At 67.3% G+C, this 25,778-nt stretch carries 31 protein-coding genes and 3 tRNA genes; 14 read left to right on the top strand and 20 right to left on the bottom strand.

The window, feature by feature from the left end:
* Positions 1-71: 71 nt before the first annotated feature.
* The 4 genes from lipE to A5648_RS10085 are packed head-to-tail and all read right to left on the bottom strand — an operon-like array spanning position 72 to position 3,341.
* Positions 72-1,310 (bottom strand): lipase LipE, encoded by a 1,239-nt coding sequence (lipE, locus tag A5648_RS10070; protein ID WP_065024436.1) that lies wholly within the window; start codon positions 1,308-1,310, stop codon positions 72-74.
* A 14-nt stretch (positions 1,311-1,324) separates the two neighbouring features.
* Entirely contained in the window at positions 1,325-2,197 is an 873-nt protein-coding gene (locus tag A5648_RS10075) for an acyl-CoA thioesterase (RefSeq protein WP_065024413.1), read from the bottom strand.
* Complete coding sequence (locus A5648_RS10080; protein WP_065024414.1) at positions 2,194-2,520, bottom strand: DMT family transporter; 327 nt, start codon at positions 2,518-2,520, stop codon at positions 2,194-2,196. Before A5648_RS10080 ends, A5648_RS10075 begins: the two co-directional genes overlap by 4 nt.
* Entirely contained in the window at positions 2,517-3,341 is an 825-nt protein-coding gene (locus A5648_RS10085) for a crotonase/enoyl-CoA hydratase family protein (protein ID WP_065024415.1), read from the bottom strand. The genes A5648_RS10080 and A5648_RS10085 overlap by 4 nt, the downstream gene beginning before the upstream one ends.
* 22 nt (positions 3,342-3,363) lie before the next feature.
* Between A5648_RS10085 and A5648_RS10090 the strand changes: the two genes are divergently transcribed.
* Positions 3,364-3,939: a TIGR03086 family metal-binding protein gene (locus A5648_RS10090; RefSeq protein WP_065024416.1), complete on the top strand. Its 576-nt coding sequence runs from the start codon at positions 3,364-3,366 to the stop codon at positions 3,937-3,939.
* A gap of 56 nt (positions 3,940-3,995) precedes the next feature.
* Positions 3,996-4,916 carry a TerC family protein gene (locus A5648_RS10095; RefSeq protein WP_065024417.1) on the top strand — a complete coding sequence of 307 codons (921 nt, stop codon included), beginning with the start codon at positions 3,996-3,998 and terminating at the stop codon, positions 4,914-4,916.
* Here the strand turns inward: A5648_RS10095 and A5648_RS10100 are convergent.
* From A5648_RS10100 to hisC, 4 genes are read right to left on the bottom strand one after another with little or no spacing between them, the layout of a single operon-like run.
* Positions 4,913-5,101, bottom strand: coding sequence for a hypothetical protein (locus tag A5648_RS10100; protein ID WP_065024418.1), 189 nt, complete (start codon positions 5,099-5,101; stop codon positions 4,913-4,915). The genes A5648_RS10095 and A5648_RS10100 overlap by 4 nt on opposite strands.
* 42 nt (positions 5,102-5,143) lie before the next feature.
* Entirely contained in the window at positions 5,144-5,611 is a 468-nt protein-coding gene (locus A5648_RS10105; protein WP_065024437.1) for a DUF4334 domain-containing protein, read from the bottom strand.
* Between the two features lie 5 nt (positions 5,612-5,616).
* Complete coding sequence (locus A5648_RS10110) at positions 5,617-6,030, bottom strand: SRPBCC family protein (RefSeq protein ID WP_065024419.1); 414 nt, start codon at positions 6,028-6,030, stop codon at positions 5,617-5,619.
* An 11-nt stretch (positions 6,031-6,041) separates the two neighbouring features.
* On the bottom strand, positions 6,042-7,085 hold the full coding sequence (hisC, locus tag A5648_RS10115) for a histidinol-phosphate transaminase (protein WP_065024438.1): 1,044 nt from the start codon (positions 7,083-7,085) through the stop codon (positions 6,042-6,044).
* A 97-nt stretch (positions 7,086-7,182) separates the two neighbouring features.
* On the opposite strand from hisC, the gene A5648_RS10120 reads away from it, so the two are divergent.
* Both A5648_RS10120 and A5648_RS10125 read left to right on the top strand, forming a co-directional pair.
* Positions 7,183-7,274, top strand: a tRNA-Ser gene (locus A5648_RS10120).
* 40 nt (positions 7,275-7,314) lie between these two features.
* A tRNA-Arg gene (locus tag A5648_RS10125) sits at positions 7,315-7,387 on the top strand.
* Between the two features lie 80 nt (positions 7,388-7,467).
* Here A5648_RS10125 and A5648_RS10130 read toward each other — a convergent pair.
* From A5648_RS10130 to A5648_RS10160, 7 genes are all read right to left on the bottom strand, one after another.
* Positions 7,468-8,193: a hypothetical protein gene (locus A5648_RS10130; RefSeq protein ID WP_065024420.1), complete on the bottom strand. Its 726-nt coding sequence runs from the start codon at positions 8,191-8,193 to the stop codon at positions 7,468-7,470.
* Positions 8,190-8,927 (bottom strand): hypothetical protein, encoded by a 738-nt coding sequence (locus A5648_RS10135; protein WP_065024421.1) that lies wholly within the window; start codon positions 8,925-8,927, stop codon positions 8,190-8,192. Before A5648_RS10135 ends, A5648_RS10130 begins: the two co-directional genes overlap by 4 nt.
* A 6-nt stretch (positions 8,928-8,933) precedes the next feature.
* Positions 8,934-9,689 (bottom strand): hypothetical protein, encoded by a 756-nt coding sequence (locus tag A5648_RS10140; RefSeq protein WP_065024422.1) that lies wholly within the window; start codon positions 9,687-9,689, stop codon positions 8,934-8,936.
* Between the two features lie 29 nt (positions 9,690-9,718).
* Positions 9,719-10,027: a hypothetical protein gene (locus A5648_RS10145; RefSeq protein WP_064855779.1), complete on the bottom strand. Its 309-nt coding sequence runs from the start codon at positions 10,025-10,027 to the stop codon at positions 9,719-9,721.
* Between the two features lie 79 nt (positions 10,028-10,106).
* A complete protein-coding gene (locus A5648_RS10150; RefSeq protein WP_065024423.1) occupies positions 10,107-11,366 on the bottom strand; it encodes an amidohydrolase in 1,260 nt (419 codons plus the stop codon).
* Between the two features lie 3 nt (positions 11,367-11,369).
* Positions 11,370-12,389 (bottom strand): phosphotransferase family protein, encoded by a 1,020-nt coding sequence (locus A5648_RS10155; RefSeq protein ID WP_065024424.1) that lies wholly within the window; start codon positions 12,387-12,389, stop codon positions 11,370-11,372.
* Between the two features lie 6 nt (positions 12,390-12,395).
* The gene (locus A5648_RS10160; protein WP_065024425.1) at positions 12,396-12,740 is read right to left on the bottom strand and encodes a nuclear transport factor 2 family protein; all 345 of its coding nucleotides are present in this window, start codon (positions 12,738-12,740) and stop codon (positions 12,396-12,398) included.
* A 75-nt stretch (positions 12,741-12,815) separates the two neighbouring features.
* On the opposite strand from A5648_RS10160, the gene A5648_RS10165 reads away from it, so the two are divergent.
* The 5 genes from A5648_RS10165 (at position 12,816) to A5648_RS10180 (ending at position 17,943) form a co-directional block, all read left to right on the top strand.
* Positions 12,816-13,520 carry a response regulator transcription factor gene (locus A5648_RS10165; RefSeq protein WP_065024426.1) on the top strand — a complete coding sequence of 235 codons (705 nt, stop codon included), beginning with the start codon at positions 12,816-12,818 and terminating at the stop codon, positions 13,518-13,520.
* Positions 13,498-14,988 carry a sensor histidine kinase gene (locus tag A5648_RS10170; RefSeq protein ID WP_065024427.1) on the top strand — a complete coding sequence of 497 codons (1,491 nt, stop codon included), beginning with the start codon at positions 13,498-13,500 and terminating at the stop codon, positions 14,986-14,988. The genes A5648_RS10165 and A5648_RS10170 overlap by 23 nt, the downstream gene beginning before the upstream one ends.
* Positions 14,989-15,215: 227 nt before the next feature.
* Positions 15,216-15,347, top strand: a complete 132-nt coding sequence (locus A5648_RS24900; RefSeq protein ID WP_267887804.1) for a hypothetical protein — start codon at positions 15,216-15,218, stop codon at positions 15,345-15,347.
* 49 nt (positions 15,348-15,396) lie between these two features.
* Positions 15,397-17,268: an alkyl/aryl-sulfatase gene (locus A5648_RS10175; RefSeq protein WP_065024439.1), complete on the top strand. Its 1,872-nt coding sequence runs from the start codon at positions 15,397-15,399 to the stop codon at positions 17,266-17,268.
* A 33-nt stretch (positions 17,269-17,301) separates the two neighbouring features.
* Positions 17,302-17,943 carry a histidine phosphatase family protein gene (locus A5648_RS10180; RefSeq protein ID WP_065024428.1) on the top strand — a complete coding sequence of 214 codons (642 nt, stop codon included), beginning with the start codon at positions 17,302-17,304 and terminating at the stop codon, positions 17,941-17,943.
* Here the strand turns inward: A5648_RS10180 and A5648_RS10185 are convergent.
* Positions 17,940-18,266: a LapA family protein gene (locus tag A5648_RS10185; RefSeq protein WP_065024429.1), complete on the bottom strand. Its 327-nt coding sequence runs from the start codon at positions 18,264-18,266 to the stop codon at positions 17,940-17,942. The genes A5648_RS10180 and A5648_RS10185 overlap by 4 nt on opposite strands.
* 101 nt (positions 18,267-18,367) lie before the next feature.
* Here A5648_RS10185 and A5648_RS10190 point away from each other — a divergent pair, with 101 nt between their 5' ends.
* Positions 18,368-18,958 (top strand): putative glycolipid-binding domain-containing protein, encoded by a 591-nt coding sequence (locus tag A5648_RS10190; RefSeq protein ID WP_065024440.1) that lies wholly within the window; start codon positions 18,368-18,370, stop codon positions 18,956-18,958.
* On the opposite strand, the gene A5648_RS10195 is transcribed toward A5648_RS10190, so the two are convergent.
* Complete coding sequence (locus A5648_RS10195) at positions 18,924-19,892, bottom strand: prephenate dehydrogenase (protein ID WP_207511646.1); 969 nt, start codon at positions 19,890-19,892, stop codon at positions 18,924-18,926. The two genes, A5648_RS10190 and A5648_RS10195, sit on opposite strands and share 35 nt — an antisense overlap.
* A 57-nt stretch (positions 19,893-19,949) precedes the next feature.
* Here A5648_RS10195 and A5648_RS10200 point away from each other — a divergent pair, with 57 nt between their 5' ends.
* The 3 genes from A5648_RS10200 (at position 19,950) to A5648_RS10210 (ending at position 21,049) form a co-directional block, all read left to right on the top strand.
* Positions 19,950-20,471, top strand: a complete 522-nt coding sequence (locus A5648_RS10200) for a tRNA adenosine deaminase-associated protein (RefSeq protein ID WP_065024431.1) — start codon at positions 19,950-19,952, stop codon at positions 20,469-20,471.
* Positions 20,468-20,929, top strand: a complete 462-nt coding sequence (locus A5648_RS10205) for a nucleoside deaminase (protein WP_065024432.1) — start codon at positions 20,468-20,470, stop codon at positions 20,927-20,929. The genes A5648_RS10200 and A5648_RS10205 overlap by 4 nt, the downstream gene beginning before the upstream one ends.
* Positions 20,930-20,958: 29 nt before the next feature.
* A tRNA-Ser gene (locus A5648_RS10210) sits at positions 20,959-21,049 on the top strand.
* Positions 21,050-21,082: 33 nt separating this feature from the next.
* Here the strand turns inward: A5648_RS10210 and A5648_RS22720 are convergent.
* A complete protein-coding gene (locus A5648_RS22720; RefSeq protein WP_082966416.1) occupies positions 21,083-22,222 on the bottom strand; it encodes a site-specific integrase in 1,140 nt (379 codons plus the stop codon).
* Positions 22,185-22,820, bottom strand: a complete 636-nt coding sequence (locus A5648_RS10220) for a helix-turn-helix domain-containing protein (RefSeq protein ID WP_131810545.1) — start codon at positions 22,818-22,820, stop codon at positions 22,185-22,187. The genes A5648_RS22720 and A5648_RS10220 overlap by 38 nt, the downstream gene beginning before the upstream one ends.
* Before the next feature lie 529 nt (positions 22,821-23,349).
* Here A5648_RS10220 and A5648_RS23760 point away from each other — a divergent pair.
* Positions 23,350-24,069, top strand: a complete 720-nt coding sequence (locus tag A5648_RS23760; RefSeq protein WP_165607327.1) for a protein rep — start codon at positions 23,350-23,352, stop codon at positions 24,067-24,069.
* Positions 24,070-24,875: 806 nt separating this feature from the next.
* Here the strand turns inward: A5648_RS23760 and A5648_RS10225 are convergent.
* Positions 24,876-25,268 carry a DUF732 domain-containing protein gene (locus A5648_RS10225; protein WP_065024435.1) on the bottom strand — a complete coding sequence of 131 codons (393 nt, stop codon included), beginning with the start codon at positions 25,266-25,268 and terminating at the stop codon, positions 24,876-24,878.
* Positions 25,269-25,778: the final 510 nt, after the last annotated feature.

The following is a 25,778-nucleotide window of genomic DNA, read 5'->3' on the forward strand; positions in this document are numbered from 1 at the left end:
TGACTGGTAGTGACACCCCCAGCATCCGCCGGGAACGTCACGAGGAGCGGAGGCCCCGCCCCTTCATCGCATCAACGAGCCGTAGGGATCTCCGCGGCGATCGTGTCCATCAACGCGGTGTAGCGCTTGGCCTCCGGGTCACGCCCGGGCTTGCCGCTGGAGATCAGCCCGGCCGCCAGCCCCCGCGCCGGGTCGGCCCAGATCGCGACATTGACCAGGCCCAGGTGCCCGAACGCCGACGGCGCACCGCGCCCGAACGGGCCGAAGCGCTCCGAGCCCAGCATGTAGCCGGTGCCCCAGCGCAGCGGCACCAACCCGGTCGCCACATCCGGTCGCAGCCGCCGGCACTGCGCCGTCGCCCCGGCCATCGTCTCCGGCGAGACCACCCGCACGCCGTCGAGTTCACCGCCGCGGCGCCAGATCTCGGCGAAACGCGACAACTCGAACGCCGTCGAGACGGTGTTCGACGACGGAATGACGCTGGTCAGATACAGCGGGGTGTTGGTGAACGGGATGATCTCGTGCATGGTGCCGCCGATCGCCCGGCGAAACACCGCGGCAACCGGCCCGGGCAGCGGGCGGCCGGTGGCATGGCTGGGCGCCACCAGCGCGACATCATCTTGGGCCACACCGAAATTCGTCCAGCGGAAGCCCAGCGGGTCGAGAATCTCCGAGGCCAGAATGTCGCGGAGCTGCCGCCCGGTGGCCGCCGAGACGATCTCCCGAACCAGCGGGCCCCAGGTCAGCGCGTGGTACATGTGCGCCCAGCCCGGCGGGTAGATCGCGCGCAGGTTCGCCAGCTGCTGACGGGTGTACTCGCTGTCGTCGACCCGCGCCACATCCGGCCGCGGGCCGGTGGCGAACGGCACCCCGGCGCTGTGGGTGAGCACCTGACGGATCGTGGTGCGGCCCTTGCCGTATCGCCCGTACCCGGGTAGATAGTCGGCCACCCGGTCGTCGAGCGAGAAGCAGCCGCGCTCGACGAGCATGTGCACCACGGTGGAGGTGATCGCCTTGGCCGTCGAGTACGCGCAGAACGGGGTGTCGGTGGACACGGCCACCTTCTCGGCGTCGACCGGATCGGTGGGGGCGTTACCCCAGCCGTGCCCGATCGCGCGGTTGAGCACGACGCGGCCGTTGTGGCGCAGGCACAGCTGGATCGCCGGGTGCATGCCGGCCGCATACCAGTGCCGCGCGGCCTGCCAGATCCGTTCCACCGCAGCGGGATCGAGAGACCCAGCCTCTTCCTCGCCGACCGCGGTCACCGCGTCCAGATCGGCCGGAAGCCGGATCCGCCCGTCGGGTGTCAAGATCTCGGGTATCTTCACTGCCGCTGCCTGCCCTCGCCGCGGCCGAAGTACAGTTCCTGGGTCGCCACACAGACCAGCTGTCCCGCCCGGTTGTACATCGTCGAGGTGGTCAAGCCGCGCCCGGCGATGCCGCTGGGCGAGAACTGGTCCGACAGCACCCAATCCGAGAGATCGACGGGCCGCTGGAACCACAGCGCGTGGTCGATCAGCGCGTTGAACACGCTGGCCTGGGTGGCCCGGCGCATGGCCACCGCCGCCTCGACCATCTTGGTGCCGGACAGGTAGGTCAACAGGGCGCTGTGCATCGCGGGATCCGCAGGCACCTCGCCGGCAGGCTTCCACCACAACCGGAGTCGCGGCGACGGCGCGCCGCGGTCCAGCGCCAGACGGGGATGCGGGTCGATGTAGCGCTGGTCGAACGGATGTGGCTGCACCCAGTAGCCGCCCAGCTCGTCGGCGTAGTCGGCCAGCTGCTGCTGCACCGGGGCCAGCGAATCCGGTTCGGGCACATCGGGTATCGGCTGCTGATATTCGGGCGCGTCGACGGGCGCACTGAACGACGACAACACCTCCAGCAGGATCTCGCCGTCTTGACGGGCGGTGACCTGCCGCGTCGACAAAGTCCCCCCGTCGCGGGCCACGTCCACATGCAGATCGACCGGGCGGCGCGCGTCGCCGGCGCGCACGTAGTAGACGTGCAGGCTGTGCGGCACCCGGCCGGGGGCGGTGCGGCTGGCCGCCATCAGCGCCTGCCCGGCGATGTGCCCGCCGACGATGTGGTGCTGCGGGTTGTCGAGCTGGGTGGCGAGAAAGTGCTCATCGTCGACCCGGTCGACGTCGAGGGTGGCGACGATGTCGGCCAGGGTCGGTTGCCGATGCGACGTCACGCGTGCGCTCCGTGCTCCAGCAGGTACACACCGGCCCCGATCAGCACCACGCCGCCGGCCATCACCGGGGTGAACGGGTCGGCGAACAGCAACCGGGCCAGTGCCGCGGTCAGCGCCACCCCGACACCCGCCCAGACCCCGTAGGCCACGCCCACCGGCATACCCCGCTTCAACACCAGCGCCAGCAACACGAACGACACCAGATAGCCGACGGCCACCGGAATCGCCCACGGCCACCGGCTCAAGCCGTCCGAGGCCCGCAATGACAGTGTCCCGGCGACCTCGAACCCGATCGCCCCGAACAGCAGTAGCCAGGCCGTCATTCTCCGGTGAACTCGGGCTTGCGCTTGCCCATGATGGCGCCGATGCCCTCCATGAGGTCCTTGGACGCCAGAAACGCCGAGTTCCAGGCGGCGACGTAGCGCAGGCTGGCCGCCACCCGGTCGGTGCGCTGCTCGTCGAGCACGTCCTTGACACCGGCCACGGTCAGCGGCGGGTTGGCCGCGATCTCGGCCGCGGTGGCGTGCGCGGCGGCCAGGCAGGCATCGGCGTCTGCATAGACGTCGTTGACCAGGCCGATCTTCTCCGCCCGGGCGGCATCGATGTCTTTACCGGTCAGCGCCAGCTCCCGCAGGTGCCCGTCGGACAGGATCAGCGGAAGCCGGGCCAGGCTGCCGACGTCGGCGACGATGGCCAGCTTCACCTCGCGCACGCTGAACTTGGCGTCGGCCGAGGCGTAGCGGATGTCGACCGCCGAGATCAGGTCCACCCCACCGCCGATGCACCAGCCCTGGATCGCCGCGATCGTCGGGGTGCGGCAGTCGGCGACCGCGGTGATCGCGCCCTGCATGCGTTGCAGTTCGCGGTGGAAGTCCGCCCGCGGCCGGGCCAACGCCCCCTCGGCCAGCATCGGCGTCATCGTCCCGCCCATCGCGGCCAGATCCAGCCCGTAGCTGAAGTTCTTGCCGGATCCGGTCAGCACGATCGCCCGCACCTCGCGGTCGGCGTCCAGGGTGGCGAACACCTCCGGCAGCTCCGACCAGAACGCCGGGCCCATCGCATTGCCCTTGCCCGGTCCGATCAGCGTCACCTGGGCGACGTGGTCTTTGATCTCGACGGTGACGGCTTCATACGAATCGGTCATACCCAGACCGTAACCTGGGCGCATGCCTTCCGATCTGCGACCCGGTCCCGACGCGCCCCCCAGCGATGAGCTGGCCGGAGCCGAAGCCGCCCTTGCGGTGCTGGCGCAGGTGCTGCACCACATCAGCAGCGACGAATTGTCCAACCAGACGCCGTGCTCGGAATTCGACGTCGCGCAGTTGACCGAGCATCTGCTGGGCTCCATCACCATGCTCGGGGGCGCGGCGGGGGCAGAAGTCCCGGACCGCGACGCCACTGAGACGCCGGAACGGCAGGTCATCGCCGCGGCCCGGCCGGCCTTGGACGCCTGGCACGGCCGCGGCCTGGACGGCACCGTCACGATCGGCCCCAACGAGCTTCCGGCGACGATGGTGGCGGGCATCCTGGCGGTCGAATTCCTGGTGCACGCCTGGGACTACGCGACGGCGACCGGCCGCACGGTGCAGGTGGCCGAGCCGCTGGCCGAGTACGTGCTGGGCCTGGCGCAGGCGATCATCACGCCGGAGGGCCGGGTCAGGGCGGGATTCGACGAGCCCGTCGAGGTCGCCGGCAGTGCACCGGCCCTGCAGCGGTTGATCGCATTCACCGGGCGGTCATAACCTCGCAACCTGCGCGTCAGTCCGGCTTCGCCCAGACCGCCTACGGTGGGTGACACATGGACATTACCGGTTGGGTATGGGGGCTGACGGTCGTCGGCCTGGTCGCACTGGTCGTTTTCGACTACGTCTTTCACGTCCGCCGGCCGCACGTGCCGACGCTGAAGGAAGCCGCGATCTGGTCCAGTGGCTACGTCGGGATCGCGGTGCTGTTCGGGCTCGGCATGTTCGCCTTCGGCGGGGCCGATGCCGGCTCGGAATACTTCGCCGGCTACGTCACCGAGAAGGCGCTGTCGGTGGACAACCTGTTCGTCTTCCTGATCATCATGACGAGCTTCCAGGTGCCCCGCGAACACCAGCAGAAGGTGCTGCTGTTCGGGATCACCCTTGCCCTGGCCGCCCGGACCGGCTTCATTTTCCTGGGTGCCGCCCTGATCAACTCCTTCGCCTGGGTCTTCTACTTCTTCGGGCTGCTTCTGCTGCTGACGGCTCACAACATGCTCAAATCCGCCGGCGGCGAACAGTCCCACCAAGCCCACCAGGGCGTCGTCCGGCTGGCGAAACGAGTCGTCAAGAACCCGATGCTGCTGGTGCTGACCGCTATCGCCGGCACCGATGTGGTCTTCGCGGTCGACTCGATCCCGGCGATCTTCGGCCTCACCCAGAACACCTACATCGTGTTCACCGCGACGGCGTTCTCCCTGCTGGGCCTGCGGCAGCTCTACTTCCTGATCGACGGCCTGCTCGACCGGCTGGTGTACCTGTCCTATGGGCTGTCGGTGATCCTCGGGTTCATCGGGGTGAAGCTGATCCTGCACGCGCTGCACGAAGACGGCGTCGGCGTCATCGAGATCGGTACCTGGCCGTCGCTGCTGGTGATCGTCAGCGTGCTGGTGGTCACCGTGATCGCCTCGCTGCGCAGCGCACGCGACCCCAAGGCGGCCGCTGAGAAGGAGCCCGAGCCGGTCCCGGTGGCCTAGGAGCGGTCGCCTTCGGTGCTGTCGAAGAACCGCCACTCGCCGTCGAGATCGACCTCCATCCGCCAGCCGAGTTCGGAGTTGTCGGCCTTGACGTCGACGAACCAGGCGTGGGCGTCTTCGGCGCTGGCGATGTCTTTGGTGGCTACGACGTCGCCGTGTGGGTCCAGCACTCGATAGTTAGACATGCCTGGCAGGGTTCCCGCCCCCTGCCGCGCTTAAGCGTGGCGTTACACCCGCTCGAGGTAGAAGTAGAAGTAACGGCCGTTATCCAGGACTCCCTTGCCGTTCATGATGCCCAGCACGGTGTCGTCGTCGACGCGCTTGAAGTGGTCGTGGGTGGGCTGGCCGTCGTAGACCATGGTGGCCACCATCTCGCCGCGGAACTCCTCGGTCCACAGGCTGGCCTCGCCCTTGCCGAGTTTGACGTTGGAGAACTTGTTGCCGTCCTCGTCGAGGCAGACCAGCGGCTGCACGTCGGTGGCCGAGCGGAAGCTCTTGCCGAACCACCGGGCTTTGTCCAGCAGGCCGTTCATCTTGTGGCCGGTGATGAACTCCCCGCCGCGCCACTCGCCGATCATGCCCTCGATGGTGGCCGGCGGCAGCGTCGCCCAGAACTCGTCGAGTTCGGCGTCGGGGATCTCCCCGGTGCGCTCCTTGAACGCGGTGAACGCGGTGCGGGCCTGCTCGTCGCTCATCGCGTTCACCCGGCCTTCTTGACGGCCCGCTTGAGGGCGAACAGCAGCCCGTGCGCCAGCACCGCGGCCACTCCGGGCAGCTGGTTGTCGGCGCTGATGGTGTAGCTGATCTCGGTGCCCGCCCCCGAGGGCCGCAGCACGACGTCGCCGAGGTAGTTGCGGAACGGTATGCCCGACACGCCCCGGTAGCTCAGCCGCTGATCGGGCTCGAACGCGACGATCTCCTCCACCAGGGGCGCCATCCCGGGCACCGCCTTGATGCGGCGCTGGGCGCCGACGCCGTTGGGCTCGGGGGAGCCGGGCCGGGCCAGCGTGATCTGCAGGCCGGGCGCCCAGGCGGACATGCCCTCGTAGTCCGAGAGCACCGCCCACACCCGGGCCGCGGGCGCGGCGACGGTGGCGGTAGCGGTCGCGTGCATAGCGTTCCTCCTCAGTAAGCCTGAGCGAACCGTAACAGCGCGTCGTTCTCCTCCGGCGCGCCGATGGTCACCCGGACCCCGTCGGTGCCGTACGGGCGCACCACGATCCGCGCCCCCGCGGCAGCGCTCACGAAGTCCGCGGTGCGCTCGGCCAGCGGCAGCCAGACGAAGTTGGCCTGCGAATCCGGCAGCTCGAAGCCGGCCTCCCGCAGCGCCGCGGAGACCCGGACCCGCTCGGCGACCACCGCGTCGGTGCGGGCCAGCAGTTCGTCGGCGGCGTCCATCGAGGCGATCCCGGCGACCTGCGCCACGCTGGACACCGTGAACGGCACGTAGACCTTGCCCAGGGCGGTGATGATCTCCGGATCGCCGACCGCATAACCCAAGCGCAGCCCGGCCAGCCCGTAGGCCTTCGAAAACGTCCGCAGTACAACGACGTTCGGGTACTGGCGGGCCAGCCCCAGGCTGTCTGGCACCATGCCGTCGCGGATGTATTCCACGTACGCCTCGTCGATGGCGATCAGGATGTGGGGCGGGACCGCGGCGACGAACCGGGCCAGCGCGTCGGGGTCGATGACGGTGGAGGTCGGGTTGTTGGGGTTGCAGACGAAGACCAGCCGGGTGCGTTCGGTGATAGCGGCGAGCATCGCGTCCAGGTCGTAGGTGTGCTCGCGCAACGGCACCTGCACCGGGACGGCGCCGGCAGTGCGCACCTGCAGCGGATAGATCTCGAAGCTGCGCCAGCCGAACACCACCTCGTCGCCCGCACCGGTGCTGATCTGGATGAGCTGTTGGCACAGGCTCACCGACCCGGCGCCCGCGGCGACGTGCTCCGGGGCGAATCCGACATGTTCGGCCAGCCGGGACCGCAGCGCGGCGTAGCCGTTGTCCGGGTAGCGGTTGGTTCCTGCCAGGGCGGCTTCGACGGCCTGGATGACGCTGGGCAGCGGCGGCAGCACCGTCTCGTTACTGGCCAGCTTGATCGAGCCCGGCACCGTCTTGCCCTCGACGTAGGCCGGCAATGCGGCGATCTCCGGGCGCAGGCGGGCGGTCACGGACCACAGCATATGTGCGCCGACAGCCTGCTTCGCCGCCGCATGAACCCGCGGTTTCGGAGCCGGGGCATCGATCCGGTACCCTCAACGAGTTCGAGGAGGCGTGCCAGAGCGGCCGAATGGGACTCACTGCTAATGAGTTGTCCTCTTTACGGGGGACCGGAGGTTCAAATCCTCTCGCCTCCGCCACGGCCGAGCTTGCTCGACCGAGCAGTACAACTGAAGACAGGCGCCCGTAGCTCAACGGATAGAGCATCTGACTACGGATCAGAAGGTTGGGGGTTCGAATCCCTTCGGGCGCACTCGAAAATTTCCCGCTGACTCTGCGCGTACCAGGCAAAAGTACGAGTAACCCGCCTGGTGGACGCAGAGTAAACCCGGCTCAGCCCCGTGCGGAGGCGCCCGGGGAGAACCAGGCCTGCTTGGCCTTCCAGGACTGCGCCAGCCCGTAGGCGAAGATCGCCACCGACAAGCAGATGCAGGCCCAGATCGCCGGCCCGGCGTAGCCGCCCAGGCCGATCGAGACGATCGCGATCACGCAGGCCACCACCGTCAACAACATCGACGCCAGATACAGGTAGACCGTCGTCCTGGCCCGCGGGTCGTGGCGCAGGGCCAGCATCAGCCGGCCGACGTAGCCGCTCAGGTAGAGCACGATTCCACACGCGGCTACCTCGTAGGCGGTCAGCCACGCATCGCCGGTCAGGCCGGCGAACATGTCGGGTTCGTGGCCCCGTTCGATCTTGACGAAGCTGGCCAGCAGCACCAAGACGCCCGCCCCCAACGGCAGCTGCAGGTGCTTGCGCATCAGCGGGCGCACCTGATCGGGATCGGCGAGTCGCACCAGCATGTGGTAGATGTTCGCGATCACCGCCACGATCAGACAAAGCCCGCCGATCAGATGCTGGACGTTCCACATGCCCAGCCACTGGTACAGCACCGGGCTCAGCTCGGCGCCGGCCCACGGCGACAGCAACACCAGCGAACAGCCCTCCATCGCGATGGCGAAGGTGGCGGCGGCTTCCCAGCGCGACCACCAGGTGTCGCGGCGTACCCACAGGCTGTAGAGGATCACCGCGAGGGTGGCGGCGATGAATACCGATGTCATTGTGCGCCGATCGCCGTGCCGCCCCCCGACGTGAACCATGCGCTCTTGGCCACCCAGGACCGCGCCGACCCGTAGGCGAAGGTCCCCACCGACAGGCAGATGCACAGCCAGATCGCCGGACTGGCATCGTCGCCGTCCACCCATGCCGAGCCGATCACGATCAGACAGGCCGCGGCGGCGAAGCTCATCGACACCAGGAACAGGTCGATGGTGGATTTGGCCCGCGGGTCTTCGCGCAGCGTCAGCATCAGCCGGCTGACGTAGGCGCTGAGGTAGAGCACCACAGCGCAGCCCACCAGTTCGTAGACGATGAGCCAGGAATCAGTACGTGCGGCGGCGAACATGTCGATGCGGTACTCCTGGTCGGCGAGCAGGTAGGAGGGCACCATCAGGGTGACACCCAGCCATACCGGGACCATCAACTGGCGGCGCATGATCGAGCGCACCTGCTCGGGATCGGCGAGCCGAACCAGCATGTGATAGATGTTCGCCGTGATGGCCGCGATCAGACACAGATGGCCGAGCATCTGCTGCACGTTCCAGGCCCCCAGGCCGCGGTGCAAGATCGGGCCGATCGCGGTGGCGCCCCACGGCGACATCAACAGCAGCGCAGCGCCTTCCAACACCAATGCCAGCGAGGCGGCGGCCTCCCAGCGCGACCACCAGGTGTCGCGACGAATCCAGGAGCTGTAGGCGATCAGCGCCAAGGTGGCGAGGATGAGTCCCGACGTCATGGCGCCTCAAGAAAGCGCTTGGGGCGGGTTGGGCTCCTTGATCGATCGACGGCCGGAGGCAAACCACGCCGCCTTCGCTTTCCACGAGCGGGCCGAGCCGTAGGCGAAGATCGCCACCGAGATGCACGCGCACAACCAGACCAGGGAGCTGACATCGGTTTTGGTCCAGGTGGTGCTCAATTGCGCCACCAGGGCCGCCAGCGCGAACGCCGACGAGGCGGTGTAGAGCTCGACGGTCTCCTTAGCGCGGGGATCCGACCGCACCAACAGCAGCAGCCGGGACGCATAGCCGGATAGGAAGATCAGCAGCCCGCAGAGCAGCACCCAGTATGCGCTCGCCCAGGCGCCGCCGCCGCCACGTGTCGAGAACCCGTCCGGGCGGTAGCCCGCGTCGGCGGTGATGAACACCGCTGTCAGCGCCACCACACCGATCCCCGCGGGCCACTGCACGTGCCTGCGGAACAGCGGCCGGATCCGGTTGAAGTCGGCCAGACGCGGCAGCACGTGGTAGATGTTGGCCGCGATCGCGATGACGAAGCAGATGTGTCCGGCCAGCTGCTGAAGGTTCCACATCCGCACGGCCCGGTACAGCCACGGGCCGAGCGTTTCGGCCGCCCACGGCGACATCAGCACCAGCGCGCAGATTTCCAGCGCGATGGCCGAGGAGACGCCGATCTCCCAGCGCGACCACCATGTGTCGCGGCGCACCCATAGGCTGTAGAGCGCCACGAGTACGGTGGCGCCGATGAAGACCGACGTCATGACGTCGACGGTACTTCTTTAAGCTCCGCTTAGACAGGCGGTTTGTCGAGATCCGCCTTCAGATCACCGAGCCGCAGTGGCCGCGACGATGAGTCGAGGTATTCCGCAACGGCGTCGTGCTCGATCAAGCCGAACCGGACCTGCAGGTCGACGGGGTTCAACCCGAAGTACCTGGCAACCCGGATCAGATTGTCGGCGCTGATCAGCCGGCCCTCGTGTGCCGCCTTGTAGTAGGCCGACTTGCGGTAACCGAATGCCTCGTAGACCTCGGTCGCTCCGAGCGGCCTGCCGACGAGGTAGGGCAACACTACGGTTGGGTCTTTGTGACGATCGTCCACAGCAATAAACCGTAGCTCGGCTTCGTAGACCGCACAACCGTACGGTCCCTACGATTGGTATGGAAAAGCGTCCGTGTTCCTAACAAGTGGCGAGGAGTTCCAGCATCGCGTGGCTGGCGATTCGGACGCCCGACGGGATCGCCGCCAGGTCGACGACGTAGTCGGGGGAGTGCGGGGCGTAGGGGAACAGCTGCCCGCGAGCGGCGGCGTCGGAATAATCCTGTGGGTCTGCCACCCCGACCATCAGGTAGGCCAACGGTATGTCGTGATGCGGGCCCTTGAGCAGGTGGCAATCCTCCGACGCGGTGACCGCGGGCAGATCGGTGACGACGTTGTGCTCGCCGAGCAGGCCGCCCAGCGCGGCGGCTACCCGGGCGGTGAGCTGCGCGTCATTGACCAGCGGTGTGGAGCCGCCGCCCATCGTGATGACCGGCATCAGCTCGTCGGGCATTCCGACGCTGTGGGCGATGCCCTCGCTGATCGCCCGGATGCCGGTGAGCAGCTGCTCGCGTACGTGCGGGTTGTACCAGCGCAGGTTCACCAGCAGCCGGGCTTGGTTCGGGATGACATTGTGGGTCGAGCCGGCCTGCACCGAGCCGACCGTGAGCACCGCACTCTCGTGCGGCGCGATGGTGCGGCTGATGATGCTCTGGAAGCCCACGACGGCCTGGGCGGCCATCAACACCGGGTCCTTGGCCAGCTGCGGCAGCGAGCCGTGCCCACCGACGCCATGGAACACGATCTCGAGCTGATCGGTACCGGCCATCCGCTCACCGCCGGCGGCGGCCACCATGCCCACCGGGACCGGCGCGGTGTGCATGGCCACGAACGAATCCGGCCGCGGTGCAACGGCATAGAGGCCGTCGTCGACCATCGCCTGGGCGCCGGAGATCGGTTCTTCGGCCGGTTGGCCGATCAGCACCGCGGTGCCCGACCAGGTGGTCTGCGCGAGTACCTTGGCCATCCCGAGCATCCAGGTGACGTGGGCGTCGTGTCCGCACACGTGCGCCACCGGCGACTGGCTGCCGTCGTCGTTGGTCACCCGCGCCGTGCTCGCGTAGTCCAGGCCGGTTGCCTCCCGCACGGCCAGGGCGTCCATGTCGGCCCGGTACATCACCACCGGGCCCTGGCCGCGCTCCAGGATCGCCACCACCCCGGTGCCGCCGATCCCGGTCGTCACGGTGAACCCGAGGTTGGTGAGGGCCTGCGCGACGATCCGCGCGGTGCGCACCTCGGCGAAGCCCAGCTCGGGGTTGCGGTGCAGATCCTTGAACACCTCGATCAGCCGCGGCGTGTCGTCGGCGACGATCGCCTCGACTTCCGCGAGCTGTTCGCTCACTCCTCAGCCCTCCATCAGCGTCAGCGCGCGCTGGAACAGCCACACCGCCGCGTCGTGCAATTGGTCGCCGACTTCCTTCTGCGCCTTGCCCGCCGACGCGCGGGCCAGCGTTCCTTCGATCACGATGCCCAGTTTGAAACAGGCCAAAACCGTGTACCAGCCGATCTGTGACAGGTCGCGGGAGCTGCCCTTGGCGTAGCGCTCCAGCAGCTCGCCGGTCGAAGCCAGTCCGTCCATGCCGGTCAGGGTGTGGCTGAACACGCTGGAACCGTCGTCTTGGCGCCAGGTGGCCAGCAGCCAGCCCAGGTCCAGCAGCGGATCGCCGATTGTCGACATCTCCCAGTCCAGGATCGCCGCCAGCTGCGGCCCGGTGCGGGAGAACATCACGTTGGCCACGTGATAGTCGCCGTGCAGGATGCCCGGCTGCCACGACGCCGGGGTGTTGCGCTGCAGCCACGAGGCGACCTGGTCGATGCCGGGCAGGTCGGGTCCCGGATAGTTCTCGAACTGGCGGTAGGAGTCCAACTCCGAAAGCCAGCGCGGCACTTGGCGTTCCAGGAATCCGTCTGGTTTGCCGTAGTCGGCCAGCCCCACCGCCACGTGGTCGACGGCGCCGAGCTTGGCCAGCGCGTCGGCCATTGACAGGCCCATCTGGTGCCGGATCGCCGGGTCGCCGGCGTGCAGCGCGGGCAGTTCCTCTCCGGCGTTGAATCCCTCGACCGGCTCCATGAGGTAGAACACCGCGTCACCGAGCACCGCCGGGTCGTCGCAGACCGCGATCAGCCGCGGGTGCGGCACGTCGGTGTCGGCCAGCGCGGCCAGCACCCGGGTCTCGCGCAGCATCACCGCGTTGCTGCGGGGACGCAGGTGCAGCGGGCCGCGGCGCAGCACATAGCTGCGGCCGGCCCGGGTGAACCGCAGCATGATGTTCTGGGTGCCGCCGGACAGTTCGGTGACGTCTTCGAGCGCGCCCTCACCGAGGCGCCGGTCGGACATCCATTGCGCTACCGGTTCGATGTCCATCGCGGGTCAGTCTTTGGCGCGCACCAGCTGGGAGATGGTCTGCACCCGGATCGAGTCGTCGCCGAACACGAAGGTGTCCACGCCGTCGGTCTGGAAACCCGGCGAGTCGAGCATCCACTCGATCAGCAGGATCTCGCCGTGGTGGGTCCGCGTCTTGATGTCGAACACCGCGGAGGCCAGCGCGTCGGACAGCTGGCTGAACGCGGCCCGAATTCCGGCCAGGCCCTGCGCCACCCCGGCGGGGGTGATCAGCACCGAATCGTCGTCGTAGTCGGTGAGCAACTCGTCGACGTTGCGGGCGACCAGCGCGTGAAGGTGGTGGTCGAAGATCTCCTGCGGTGTGCGTGCCATGAGCCGACCATATCGGGACTAGCGACATACTGGAGCGTGATGACACAGCCTCGGGGATCTGTCGAACGTGTCGTGATGGCGCGTGCTGACGGCAAGCCGATCACGGTGCTGGTGGTCGACGACGAGACGGTGCTGGCCGAGATGGTGTCGATGGCGCTGCGCTACGAGGGCTGGACCACCGCGACCGCAGGCGACGGCGCCTCGGCGATCGCTGCCGCGAAAGCCGAACGCCCCGATGTGGTGGTGCTCGACGTGATGCTGCCCGACATGAGCGGGCTGGACGTGCTGGGCAAGCTGCGCGAGGTCAACCCGCGGCTGCCGGTGTTGTTCCTGACCGCCAAGGACGCGCTGGAGGACCGCATCGCCGGGCTGACCGCCGGCGGCGACGACTACGTCACCAAACCCTTCAGCATCGAGGAGGTGGTGTTGCGGCTGCGGGCGCTGCTGCGCCGCACCGGGGTGAGCACCGCCGACAGCGGAGCCCAGATTGTGGTGGGCGACCTGGTTCTCGACGAGGACTCCCACGAGGTCACCCGCGGCGGTGACCCGATCACGCTGACCTCCACCGAGTTCGAGCTGCTGCGCTACCTGATGCACAACGCCAAACGGGTGCTGTCCAAGGCGCAGATCCTGGACCGGGTGTGGGACTACGACTTCGGCGGCCGGGCCAACATCGTCGAGCTCTACATCTCCTACCTGCGCAAGAAGATCGACAACGGCCGCGAGCCGATGATCCACACCTTGCGCGGCGCCGGTTATGTGCTCAAGCCGGCTCCGTAACGTGCGCCGTTCCTGGTCGCTGCGGGCGCGGTTGCTGGCCGGTCAGATCGCGCTGCTGACGGTGGCCTGCCTGGGCATCGGGGCGGTGACGGAGTTGGCGCTCTACCAGTACCTGGTCAGCCAACTCGACCACCAGCTCTCCGACGCCGCGCGTAGGTCGGCGCGGTTGCACGGCCAGCCGCCACCGCCGTCCTGGCATCGCCACCATCGGCCCCGGCCCGGGCCCGGGCCGGACTTCCTCGACGCCCCCGGTCAGCCGGTCGGCATGGTCGGCGCGGTGGTCGACGGGCTCGACGGCTCAAGCCCGATCACCGACGCCGGCCGGCTGAGCACCTCCGGCCTGCGCGAGGACTTGAGCCCTTCGGCTACAACGCAATTGGGCGGTATCGCCGCCGAACCCGCGCCGGTCACCCGGCGGCTCGACGGGGTCGGCCGCTACCGACTGGTCGCGACGAGCGCCCGCCACGGTGAGGAGATCATCATCACCGGGCTGCCGCTGGCAGCGGTGGACGCCACCTTGATGCGGGTGCTGCTCATCTTCGGGCTGGTCACTCTGGTCGCGGTGGCCGCCGCGGCCACGGCCGGCAGTGTGGTCACCCGGCGGGCGCTGGCTCCGCTGCGCCGCGTCGCGCAGACCGCCGGCGAGGTCGCCGGGCTGCCGCTGGATCGCGGCGAGGCGACGCTGCCGGTGCGGGTCGCCGAATCCGACACCAACCCCCGCACCGAGGTCGGGCAACTGGGCGCCGCGGTCAACCGGATGCTCGACCACATCGCCGCCGCGCTGTCGACCCGGCAGGCCAGTGAGACCCGGGTGCGTCAGTTCGTCGCCGACGCCAGCCATGAGCTGCGCACTCCGCTGACCGCGATCCGCGGCTACACCGAACTGGCCCAACGGGTTCCGGACGACAGTGCAGCCGTATCCCACGCTTTGAGCCGGGTGCAGTCCGAAACCGAGCGGATGACACAGCTGGTCGAGGATCTGCTGTTGCTGGCCCGGCTGGATTCCGGCCGGCCGCTGGAGCACGAGACGGTGGACCTGTCGCGGCTGGCGGTCGACGCGGTCAGCGACGCCCACGTCGGCGGCCCGGACCACCAGTGGCAGCTTGAGCTGCCCGAGGAACCGGTGACGGTGCCCGGCGACGGTGCCCGGCTGCACCAGGTGCTGACCAACCTGCTCACCAACGCCCGGGTGCACACCGGCCCGGGAACCGTGGTGCGGGTCCGGTTGGAGGTCGAGGACGCCGAGGCGGTGCTGACGGTGACCGACGACGGCCCGGGCATTCCGGCGGAGTTCCAGCCGGAGATCTTCGAACGGTTCGCCCGCGGGGACACCTCCCGGTCCCGCAAGGGCGGCAGCACCGGCCTGGGGCTGGCGATCGCGTCGGCGGTGGTCCGGGCCCATCGCGGCACCATCGGGGTGACCAGCACCCCCGGCCACACCGAGTTCATGGTGCGGTTACCCCGGTAGCCACTCGCACCCTCGCGCGGGTTTGCCTTCCCCCGGGTACGGGGTAGGCGACAGGGATGAATCCCGAAATGCCCCCGGAACCGGGAACACCGAAAGAACCACCCCACCGGCGGGTTCCCGCGGATCCACCGGAACGACTGGTACCGGCGGACCCGCCGGAACGACTGGCGCCTGAAGAGACGCCGGAGCGGCTGGTGCCCGAAGACCCCCCGAAGGAGTGAGGTCCCATGCGTGCGGAAGAAGGCGACGAATCCGTTCAGGATTACGCTCGCGAGGCGCAGGAGACGCAGGACCGAGTCAAGCCCCCGTCGGTCTGGACGCGGTTGCGCGAAGCGCTGGGCTTGAAGCGCGGCCACTGACGACGCCAACTCCCACCGCCCAGGTGCAATGAGTGGCAATCTGGTCGACATGGAGCATCGGCCGGTCAGCGCGGCGGTCGAGGCCGCCCACCACGAACACCTGAAAACACTGCCCTTCGAAGACACAACGGATTTCGAGGACGCCGACCGCGGTTTCCTGGCCGCGCTGGCGCCGTGCGTGATCACCGCTGCCGACGGCCGCGTGGTGTGGGATAACGACAGCTACGGCTTCCTCGCCGGTGGCGCCCCGACGTCGGTGCATCCCGCCTTGTGGCGGCAATCCCAGTTGGCGGCCAAGCAGGGTCTCTACGAAGTGGTCGAAGGTATTTACCAGGTTCGTGGCTTCGACATCTCCAACATCACCTTCGTCGAGGGCGACACCGGCGTGATCGTCATCGATCCGCTGATCTCCACCGAGGTCGCCGCCGCAGCGCTGGCGCTGTACCGCGAGCACCGCGGCGGCCAGCGCCCCGTCACAGCCGTTATTTATACCCACAGCCACGTCGACCATTTCGGCGGTGTGCTGGGGGTGACCTCGCAGGCCGAGGTCGACGCCGGCCGGGTGGTGGTCATCGCTCCGGAGGGCTTCATCGACCACGTGGTGGCCGAGAACGTCTACGCCGGCACCGCGATGCTGCGGCGCGCCAGTTATATGTACGGCACCACGCTGGAGCGCGGCCCGTACGGGCAGGTCGGCTGCGGCCTGGGCCAGAACACCTCGACCGGCGAGGTGGGCGTCATCGTTCCGACCGTGACCATCTCCCAGACCGGTGAGAGCCGCGTCGTCGACGGGGTGCAGATCGAATTCCAGATGGCGCCGGGCTCCGAGGCGCCGGCCGAGATGCATTTCTACTTCCCGCAGTTCCGCGCGTTGTGCATGGCCGAGAACGCCACCCACACCCAGCACAACCTATTGACGCTGCGCGGCGCGCTGGTGCGCGACCCGCGTGCCTGGGCGGGATACCTCACCGAGGCCATCGACACCTTCGCCGGTCGAGCCGACGTCGTCTTCGCCTCACACCACTGGCCGACCTGGGGTACCGAGCGGATCGCGGAATACCTGGCGCTGCAACGGGACCTGTACGCCTACCTGCACGATCAAACCCTGCGGCTGCTGAACCAGGGCTACACCGGCGTCGAGATCGCCGAGCAGTTCCGGCTGCCCCCCGCACTGGAACGCGCCTGGCACGCCCGCGGCTACTACGGCTCGGTGAGCCATAACGTCAAGGCCGTCTACCAGCGTTACCTGGGCTGGTTCGACGGCAACCCGGCCCGGCTCTGGCCGCACCCACCGGAGGCGTTGGCCACCCGCTACACCGCGGCCATGGGCGGGGTGGACCGCGTCGTCGAGCTGGCCACCGAAGCGTGTCGCGACGGCGATTTCCGTTGGGCGGCAACACTGCTCGATCACGCCGTGTTCACCGATCCCGATCACGCCGGGGCGCGCCGGGTCTACGCGGACACTCTCGAACAACTGGCCTACGGCTCGGAGAACGCCACTTGGCGCAACTTCTTCCTCTCGGGGGCCACCGAATTGCGCACCGGGGTGTTCGGCACCGCCGGTCAGGTCACCTCGATGGCGCTGCTGTCACAGCTGAGCCCCGAGCAGCTCTTCGACAGCCTGGCCATCCGGGTCGACGGGCCACGCGCCTGGGACCTCCAGGTGGCCCTCGACGTTTCGTTCGCCGACAGCGGCCTCAACTACCGGCTCAGCGTGCGCAACGGCGTGCTGGTCCACCGTAAGGCGCCGCCGGATCCAGCCAGCGCGGACGCCACCGTCACCGCGGCCACCAAGCTGGCGCTGCTCGGGGCATTGCTGGGTACCGGGACACTGGAGATCTCCGGTGATCGGTCGGCGTGGACGAAACTGCGGGAGGTGCTCGACACCGCCGACCCGGGTTTCAACATCGTCACCCCCTGACCCGGGGGTGAATGCGCCCCTTAGGGTGGCAGCGTGCAGATGCTGCTTATCCGCCACGCGCTGCCACTGCGCAGCGAGTACGGCCAGGGCTCGGACCCCGAGCTGTCCGAGACCGGCCACCAGCAGGCCCTGCGCCTGCCCGACGCGCTGGCGCGGTACCCGATCACTCGGCTGGTCAGCAGCCCGCAGTGCCGAGCGGTGCAGACCGCCGAACCGCTGGCCGCCCAGCGCAAGCTGGCCATCGACATCGACGAGCGGTTCGCCGAATACGACCGGGACCTGGCCGGTTACCTGCCGATCGAGCAGCTGCGCACCGAGCGGCCGCAGGACTGGGCCCGGATGGCCCAGGGCCACCTGCCCGCCGACGTCGACGAGGCCGCGTTCTGCGCGCGGGTGGCCGCCGCCCTGGCCGACGTGGTGGCCGCCGCCGACGCCGACGACACCGTGGCGGTGTTCAGCCACGGCGGGGTGATCAATGTGGTGCTGCACCAGATCCTGGGCACCCAGCGGCTGCTGTCGTTTCCCATCGACTACGTGTCGATCACGAGGCTGCTGTATTCCCGATCCGGGCAGGCCGCGGTGGCCTCCACCAACGGGACCGAGCACGTCTGGGATCTGTTGCCGCGCAACCAGTCCCGGTTGCCCGGTAACGACGCCGCCGACGCGGCCGGCTAACGCCGGGCGGCGGCCGTCTTCTTGGCGGCGCGCCGCAGCTGGAAGATCCGCGCGGTGCCGGCCAACGCGGTGATCAACCCGCCGCCGACCGCCGCCAGCAGGATCGCCACGCCCTTCGGCAGCGACCACGTCCAGGCCAAGAAGCTCAGCGTTTCGGTCTCCATGTTCTGCGTGATGAACACCAGCAGCACGATCAACACCAGAAAACCGACGATCAGCGCGCTCCACAACGCGCCGGTGCGGGTCAACGGCGTCCCGCCAGCGGGCGGTGTACCGGATTTGCCGTGCGACGGGTCGACGGGCACGGTGGGGTCGCTGCTCATGGGTGCCATCTTGCCCGTTCGGGTGCGGTTATAAACGGGTTCCGGTCAGTTTGCGCGCCGGGGTCAATGCGGATCGCCGGGTGGTCGCTTACGGTGGTGCGGTGAGCGCAGCCCCGTCCGGCTCGTGGCCGGCGATCCTGACCTGGCGGGCGCCCGACGTCCCGCGGATGGAGTCGGTGCGGGTGCAGTTGGCCGGCAACCGGCTCAAGGCCAACGGCCGGATCGTGGCGGCGGCTACCGACACCCACCCGGCGTTCAGCGCCTATTACGACCTGCAGACCGACGAGTCCGGGGCCACCAAACGATTGGGGCTGACCGTCACGGTGGCCGAACGTGACCGCCAGCTGGTGATCGCTCGCGACGAAGAGAACATGTGGCTGATCACCGACGCCCGCGGCCAGTCGCGTGCCGGCTTCGACGGGGCATTGGACGTCGACGTGGTGTTCAGCCCGTTTTTCAATACGCTGCCGATCCGGCGGGCCCGACTACACGAGCGGACGGCCGCGGTCACCCTTCCGACGGTCTACCTGTGGCTGCCGGAGATGTCGGTGGTCGCGGCGGCCGCCAGTTACCGCAGCACCGACGCCGGCATCACGGTCCTGACCCCGGGCACCGATCCCGACGGCACCACCATCACCGTCGACGACGACGGGTTCGTCATCGACTATCCCGGATTGGCAGCGCGGATCTGATCACCCCTCCGGCCCGGCCGGCGGCGGCCAGCTCGCGGCGCCAGTCGTTCTCGCCGACGACGACGGTGACGATCTCGTGGCGCGGGAAGTTGTCGTAGCGCGTGCGGGCGGCGTGCCCGTGGTTGACCAGCTCGGCCACCGAATCGGCGGCCGACAGCGAATCCCGGGCGTCGGCCAGCAGCGCGATGGCACGCTCGAGCACCGGCAGCAGTTGCAGCCAGTTGGCCTCGCACATCGCCCGGACCAGATCCGGTGCCGTCCCGGCGACCCGGGTGCCGTCCCGGAATGATCCGGCGGCCAGCGCGAACGCCAGCGGCACGTCCGCGGCGGTGACGGCCAGCGCCTCGGCCAGCAGGTGCGGCAGGTGCGAGATCGCGGCCGCGGCGGCGTCGTGCTCCTCGGAGCGGGCCGGCACCGCCACCGAGCCGCAGTCCAGGATCAGATCCAGTACCTCGGCGAACACCGTCGGGTCCACATGGTCGTCGACGCTGATCACCCACGGTGCTCCCTCGAACAGCTCGGCGTGGCCGGCGGGCCAGCCCGAGTGCGCGGTGCCGGCCATCGGGTGGCCACCGACGAACCGAGCCTGCAGTCCGGCGGCGGCGACGCCGTCGAGCACCGGCTGCTTGACGCTGGTGACGTCGGTCAGCGGGTTGTCGGGCGCCAGCCGGCGGACGTGGTCGAGCAGCATCGACAGCGCCGGCACCGGGACGGCCAGCACGATCAGCGCTTCGGTTTCGGCGGCCCGGGTCAGCGCCGACTCCAGGTCGGTGGTGGCATCAAAACCGTCGGCGACGGCGGACTTCATCCCGTCCGCGGACCGGTTGTAGCCGAACGCCTCCCGCCCGGCCGCCGCGGCGGCCCGCAGCACCGAACCGCCGATCAGGCCGAGTCCCAATACGCATACCGGAGTTTTCCCTGCACTTGCCACCACCTCTCCAGGTTGGCACACGCTGGTCAAGGGCGTAAACGGCGACTACCGTAGGCGGCCATGGGAGCACAGGGCGCGTCCGCACAGGGCCGGCCGGCGGACACGCTGGACGGCTTCGGGGTGGCTGTTGTGCGCGAAGACGGCAAGTGGCGCTGCACGTCGATGCGTGCCGCGGCGTTGACCAGTCTGTCGATGGCCGAGACGGAACTGCGTGAGTTGCGCAGCGCGGGCGCGGTTTTCGGTCTGCTCAACGTCGACGACGAATTCTTCGTGATCGTCCGCCCGGGGCCGGCCGGCACCCGGCTGCTGCTGTCGGATGCGACGGCAGCGCTGGACTACGACATCGCCGACGAGGTGCTCGAGGAGTTGGACGCCGACATCGACGCCGAGGACTTGGAGGACTCGGAGCCGTTCGAAGAGGGCGATCTGGGCCTGCTCTCCGATATCGGGCTGCCCGCCGCGGTGCTCGGGGTCATCCTCGACGAGTCCGACCTGGCCGTCGACGAGCAACTGCACCGGATCGCCGCCGAGATGGGGTTCGACGAGCAGCTCTCGGCGGCCCTGCCGCGACGCCATCGGTGACCCCCACCGACGAGGACCTGATCCGCGCGGCACTGGCGGCTGCCCGGCAGGCCGGGTCCCGCGACGTGCCGGTGGGAGCGGTGGTACTCGGCCCCGACGGCGCCGTGCTGGCCCGGGCCGCCAACGCCCGCGAATCCCTCGGTGACCCGACCGCGCACGCCGAGATGCTGGCGATCCGCGAGGCCACGCTCGCGCTCGGCGACGGCTGGCGGCTGACCGGCGCCACCCTGGCCGTCACCTTGGAGCCGTGCACCATGTGCGCCGGGGCGCTGGTGGCCGCCCGGGTGGCGCGGCTGGTGTTCGGGGCCTTCGAGCCCAAGACCGGGGCGGTCGGCTCGCTGTGGGACGTGGTGCGCGACCGCCGGCTCAACCATCGCCCGCAGGTGCGCGGCGGCGTGCTGGCCCAAGAGTGTGCTGCACCACTGGAGGAGTTCTTCGCCCGGCAGCGATTGGGCTGAGGGCACCGTCGTTGGGTAGGCTGTCCCGCGGTGGCGTGTCCGAGCGGCCTAAGGAGCACGCCTCGAAAGCGTGTGACGGGTAACCCCCGTCCGAGGGTTCAAATCCCTCCGCCACCGCCAACTTCCCTAGCGCATATGCGCTGGTGGAAGGTTCTAGCTGGTGTCCGCGCGTAGTGGCTGGACGTGCATCGGACGCGCTTTGGACACGCTTTTTCGCCGTGCGGCGTCTAGCGCGGTCCCGACCTTGTCAAGATCTGAATCGAATAGGTCCGCGTACGTATTCAACGTCACCTGCGGGTTCTCGTGGCCCAACATGCGGCTGACGGCAAGGACGTTGGCACCGGCGCTAACTGCCAGCGACGCTGCTGTGTGGCGAAGATCATGAGGAGTGATTCGCTGGACCTTGGCCCGCTTGACCGCTCCCGCGAACCAACCGTCTTTCGACTTCGGGCGAGGGAGATAGTTACTACCGTTGCCGAAAATCAGGTCGTCAGGTCCTCGTACCTGGATCTGCTTCTTGATCTCGGCCATGACGGACTTGGGAACCGGAACCTCGCGCGGTTCATCGTCTTTCGGGCCGCCTACTGCATGGTCAACGCCAAGTTGGACGGCATTGTCTGTTACTAGCAGTCGCCGCCGTACTTCGTCGATGTGGCGAACGCGCAGGGCGACAGCTTCACCCCAACGAATTCCCGTATATGCCAGCACCAATATCAAAACGCGGTAGTGACCCGACTCGGCAGCGAGCCGTTCCACAGCGTCGTTGTTAAGGTAGACGTGCCTACGCTTCGGCTTCGCAGGTTTCTCGCGCCGCTTGGCGTCTAAGCCGCGGGCCGGGTTCTTCGAGATCCGATTGTCTGCGGCGGCGTCATCCAAGATTCCCGCCAGTACACCGAGCGCGCGTAGGACCGTGGTGGGGGAGCAGCCATCACCTGTCATCCCAGCTGACCAGTTCTTCACTGCGGTCGTCGTTACCCTATTGACCGCCGAACCTCCCCAAACCGGCGACACATGGACGCGCCAAGCTGATTCCAGCATCCGACTGTGGGAAGGCTTGGTCGTTGCCTTCTTCCTATCGAGCCAAGCGGTCGCTAAGTCTGCAACCGTCACGCGGCCTTTGGACGGGGCAACGTAGTCACCCTTGTTGATCGCGACTTTGTTGGCGGCGTCCCAGTCCTCGGCTGCCTTTTTGGTGGTGAAGCCACGTTTACGACTCGTTATCCCATTCGGCTGGCGATACCGGACCTCCCAACGTTCACCGGCCGCCGTCCGGTATCTCTTGATTGAGGCCATCAGCTATATACCTCTCGATCTCGGCTTGCATGATCCGTGCGACCTGCCCGCGGTGCTGCGCGTTGGCCTCCGGACCGGCTCTTTCGTCGCGCTCCTCGGTGAACGACTTCTTCCACAGCGACCAACATGCTTGGGCCAGTTGTTCCCGAGTGATGTTGAGTCGCTTGGCCAGGCGGTCCTCGGGCAGTCCTGACCGAGATAGGACTCCTTGTGCTCCTTCGGGTTTGTCCAGGGTGGGCATGGAGCTTGCCCATGAGGCTCCGCGGCACACTGCGGAGAGAGCCGACGCGCTGATCGTTACCTCTTCGGTAAGCGCAATCAAGCCATCAGAGCCTATGAGGTCGGCGGGAGTTACGGCGATGTCCTCACCCTCGGCGCTGGCTGCGAGCTCCATGGCCAAAGCAACGGATAGCACGGTTTCGAAAGACGAACTCCAGCGGCCTGCTTCGAAATCACTGACTTTCGCGCCGGTCCACTTCAAGCCAACGGCGCGAGCTGCTGCGGCGAGGTCATCCTGCCGCAGGCCGAGGTTGGTGCGGATTCGTCTGCAGTTCTGACCTACAACGGTGGCCAGAGATCGTGGCTGATTATTGCTCACGGTTAGAGACCATATCAGACTCACGCAACGCAATACTGGGTTTCTTGACTTAGGCCGCCCGTCTGTGGTCTCCTGTCAACACGCAACCAACACACGCGTTGCATGAGAGATGGGTATCGAAGTTGACTGCGAGCGCTAAGCCCCTTGACTGTGAGGAACTGCCGACCTTGCTGACGCCGGTTGAACTGGCAACCTTGATGCGCACCACAACTGGGGCACTTGCGCAGGACCGCTACCTCGGCCGTGGGGTGCCGTTCATCAAGAACGGGAAACGGGTCTTGTACGCCCGCTCCGACGTCGTCGATTTCGTCGAGCGGAGCCGCCGAAGTACTAGTAATCGCAATCCATAAAAGATCGCCCCGGTGTGGAGCACCGAGGCGATCTGGAAAGCCCGAACCAAGGACTAAGTCGAGGATACCCCATGGGTGTGAGGGGTCAGCGCGCCCGAAATCAGGAGCTATCCGCTTTCGCGGCCAGACTGAGTGGTGATCGGAATCAGCAATCGTGTCGTCAGCCGATTCCAATAGGGATGCGCGGGTCGTCGCGAGAAGTTCTAGCCACAGTTCGTACCTGTAAGCGTAAGTGGCATTGCCTGATGTGCGCTTGCGCTGCTGCTCACAACGAAGCGGATGACCTAAGTCGCAAAATTCACCGCTGGTCGTCGTTGGGTGGCGATATCGCATTCTTGACACTCACCCAGGTCCATAATTTGGACGACCCACTCGATCAGCTCTGGTTACGGCTGCAGTCCGGCTGGAACAAGGTGACGTCGGGGAAGCAATGGAACAAGATAAAGGCTTCATTTGGCATCCGCGGCTATGTGAGAACCACTGAAATCGTTCACAGTCTAAACCGCGGTTGGAACGTCCACTACCATGTAGTTCTATTTGCCGATGGAGGTGCTTGGCGCGGTACCCGACTGGACCTGATGAGAGTGGCTATGGCAGAGCGGTTCCAAGACGGTGTACGGGAAGCTGGTGGAACCGCGATGTTGACCGGACAGAAAATCAAGCCCTACATTCCCGGGACGCATGAGCGTCTGGCTACATACTGCTTCAAGGGGTTGATGATCTGGCGGTCCAGGGTGCGTCCCACGCGCAGTCCGATGGCGGTTCTCGAGGACCTAGAGGCGACTGGCGAGGGCGGGGATCTGTGGAACGAGTTTGCAAAAGCCGCCGTCGGGCGTCATCAAAAATCAGAATCTCGCGGGCTCGAACGGGTCGTGCCCTTCGAGGCGACACCTTCTTGATTAGTAACGGAAACAATTCCACCCCTGCTGAGTTGCATCCCCGATGCGGCAGGTGGCACAGCAGTCGGTACGTCCGAACCGCTGGCCTGACGACTCTGCCGGTACATCCGCATCTCGGAACGACGCCAGTCCAGAACAAGTAAGGAGGTCGCCATGCAGATCCAGCGCCAGGAAGACCAGTGGCCCAAGCGGGTTGCCGAGGTCAGGAGATCACTGTTTCACGCGGAGCGTGACCATTGGGGGCTCTGGCCCCATACCAACGAGCCGGTCTCGCGTCCGGCAAGCGTCCAGGAATTACCAACATAGAAGGTCGAACTTCAACTAAGTGCGAAAAGCCGCGAAACACATTGCAAGTGCAACAGAGGATCAGTTGACGGCCATGGCGGGAGATCGCGAAGACACCGCCGCCGTCCTTGAGATCATTGAGCCTCGTTGCCACATCTGCAGAAGTCCTGCAGTGCGGAGTGCGGTCAACGACTTGCTTCGTTGGCACGGAGCACCATTGCCCGATGGCGGCGCAATCGGCTACCAAGACATCCTGACTGCGATACGCAGGAACGACGTAGCGGGGGCGTGCTGTGGCCCCTTGACCTATACGTCTTTGTGGAACCACGCCAAGCGACACCACGACCACCGCGCGGTGACGGCCTATTGGACAGGACGAGTGAACAGCGACCTTAGTGAAGCCCTGGCCAGCCTCACTGTGGTCGGCGATGCTTCGTAGTACGCCCTGGCTCGGAGTCCCCTCACATCCTCATCGAGGGTGCACCAGCCTCCGGGGATGCATGACGGAATAAGGGCATCACTCACTCCACGCCCGGCGTCGCGATGAGGCGCTTGGTGTACTGCGGGCAGTAGACGTGCACGGCGTCGTATATGAACTGGTTGGCCCGGTCGGCCGGGATCGCTGGCACGTCCAGGTTGCGCTGGGTGCTGGTCACTCCGTTGTTGATCACCAGCCAGATGTCGTACTGCTCGACCTTGGGACTGGCTTCGGCGTCACAGACCTGGTGGGCCAGCGCTATGTAGCCGCGGCGCAGCTGCGGTGAGTTCTGGTCGTGGATGCCGTGATGGTTGATCTTGTACAGGAACTCGTCATCGTCGGAGCGAGCACCGGCTTCATAGTGGATCGTCGCGCCGACGATCCAAAGCGCAAGGATGCCGGCGAGAATCCAGATGGTCTTCTTATTGAATTTCATGGCGTCCTTGCCTAGAGGCGGTGCTATCGAGAAAGCCATCTTATCCGTCGGCACTGACGGGTCCGAGTGGAACGGAGTAGGAGGAGTAGCGGCCATGCTGCGGAGCTAGCGGGTGCACCCGCATCTACGGACAGCGGTGTAATCAAAGTCAGCGTCCTACGCCCCGCTCGTGCCAGCACGTACCACCTACCGGCTGCGCCTGAACGTCTCCACCGCTGAGTGCGTGTTCTGCCGCTGCGGAGCCTCTAAGCTGCCGTGGCTCGGCCTGCGACCGGTTGCGGAACGCGAAGGAAGGCTTTCCCATTTCCTAGCGATGGCGACTTGGCCCGAACGGAGGTTCCACAGAATTCCCATACCGGTGCGCCTTGCCCGCAATGCCCTGCGATCCGTATCGCTGATCTAGTCTATGCAAGCTGTTTGGTGCAGGGCGGTGTGAATCGTCCCGGCGTGTCCGGAGACTCCGTTCCTTGGGAAGGATGGAGTCATGTCAGGGAGTACGTCGAAGAGGTA

Origin of the sequence: Mycolicibacter sinensis (assembly GCF_001673565.1) — a bacterium.
Classification (GTDB): domain Bacteria; phylum Actinomycetota; class Actinomycetes; order Mycobacteriales; family Mycobacteriaceae; genus Mycobacterium; species Mycobacterium sinense_C.

Excerpts from the sequence above, each read along its gene's own strand:
- A5648_RS10105 (WP_065024437.1), bottom strand. The coding sequence starts at position 5,611 with ATGAGCGACGAGCAGGCCCGCACCGCGTTCACCGCGTTCAAGGAGCGC.
- A5648_RS10200 (WP_065024431.1), top strand. The coding sequence starts at position 19,950 with ATGGGAGCACAGGGCGCGTCCGCACAGGGCCGGCCGGCGGACACGCTG.
- A5648_RS10155 (WP_065024424.1), bottom strand. The coding sequence starts at position 12,389 with ATGGACATCGAACCGGTAGCGCAATGGATGTCCGACCGGCGCCTCGGT.
- A5648_RS10090 (WP_065024416.1), top strand. The coding sequence starts at position 3,364 with ATGCCTTCCGATCTGCGACCCGGTCCCGACGCGCCCCCCAGCGATGAG.
- A5648_RS10170 (WP_065024427.1), top strand. The coding sequence starts at position 13,498 with ATGTGCTCAAGCCGGCTCCGTAACGTGCGCCGTTCCTGGTCGCTGCGG.
- A5648_RS22720 (WP_082966416.1), bottom strand. The coding sequence starts at position 22,222 with ATGGCCTCAATCAAGAGATACCGGACGGCGGCCGGTGAACGTTGGGAG.
- A5648_RS10185 (WP_065024429.1), bottom strand. The coding sequence starts at position 18,266 with ATGAGCAGCGACCCCACCGTGCCCGTCGACCCGTCGCACGGCAAATCC.
- A5648_RS10130 (WP_065024420.1), bottom strand. The coding sequence starts at position 8,193 with ATGACATCGGTATTCATCGCCGCCACCCTCGCGGTGATCCTCTACAGC.
- A5648_RS10135 (WP_065024421.1), bottom strand. The coding sequence starts at position 8,927 with ATGACGTCGGGACTCATCCTCGCCACCTTGGCGCTGATCGCCTACAGC.
- A5648_RS23760 (WP_165607327.1), top strand. The coding sequence starts at position 23,350 with ATGCGCGGGTCGTCGCGAGAAGTTCTAGCCACAGTTCGTACCTGTAAG.
- A5648_RS10225 (WP_065024435.1), bottom strand. The coding sequence starts at position 25,268 with ATGAAATTCAATAAGAAGACCATCTGGATTCTCGCCGGCATCCTTGCG.
- A5648_RS10175 (WP_065024439.1), top strand. The coding sequence starts at position 15,397 with ATGGAGCATCGGCCGGTCAGCGCGGCGGTCGAGGCCGCCCACCACGAA.
- A5648_RS10080 (WP_065024414.1), bottom strand. The coding sequence starts at position 2,520 with ATGACGGCCTGGCTACTGCTGTTCGGGGCGATCGGGTTCGAGGTCGCC.
- A5648_RS10165 (WP_065024426.1), top strand. The coding sequence starts at position 12,816 with ATGGCGCGTGCTGACGGCAAGCCGATCACGGTGCTGGTGGTCGACGAC.
- A5648_RS10110 (WP_065024419.1), bottom strand. The coding sequence starts at position 6,030 with ATGCACGCGACCGCTACCGCCACCGTCGCCGCGCCCGCGGCCCGGGTG.
- A5648_RS24900 (WP_267887804.1), top strand. The coding sequence starts at position 15,216 with ATGCGTGCGGAAGAAGGCGACGAATCCGTTCAGGATTACGCTCGCGAG.
- A5648_RS10085 (WP_065024415.1), bottom strand. The coding sequence starts at position 3,341 with ATGACCGATTCGTATGAAGCCGTCACCGTCGAGATCAAAGACCACGTC.
- A5648_RS10100 (WP_065024418.1), bottom strand. The coding sequence starts at position 5,101 with ATGTCTAACTATCGAGTGCTGGACCCACACGGCGACGTCGTAGCCACC.
- A5648_RS10140 (WP_065024422.1), bottom strand. The coding sequence starts at position 9,689 with ATGACGTCGGTCTTCATCGGCGCCACCGTACTCGTGGCGCTCTACAGC.
- A5648_RS10095 (WP_065024417.1), top strand. The coding sequence starts at position 3,996 with ATGGACATTACCGGTTGGGTATGGGGGCTGACGGTCGTCGGCCTGGTC.
- A5648_RS10160 (WP_065024425.1), bottom strand. The coding sequence starts at position 12,740 with ATGGCACGCACACCGCAGGAGATCTTCGACCACCACCTTCACGCGCTG.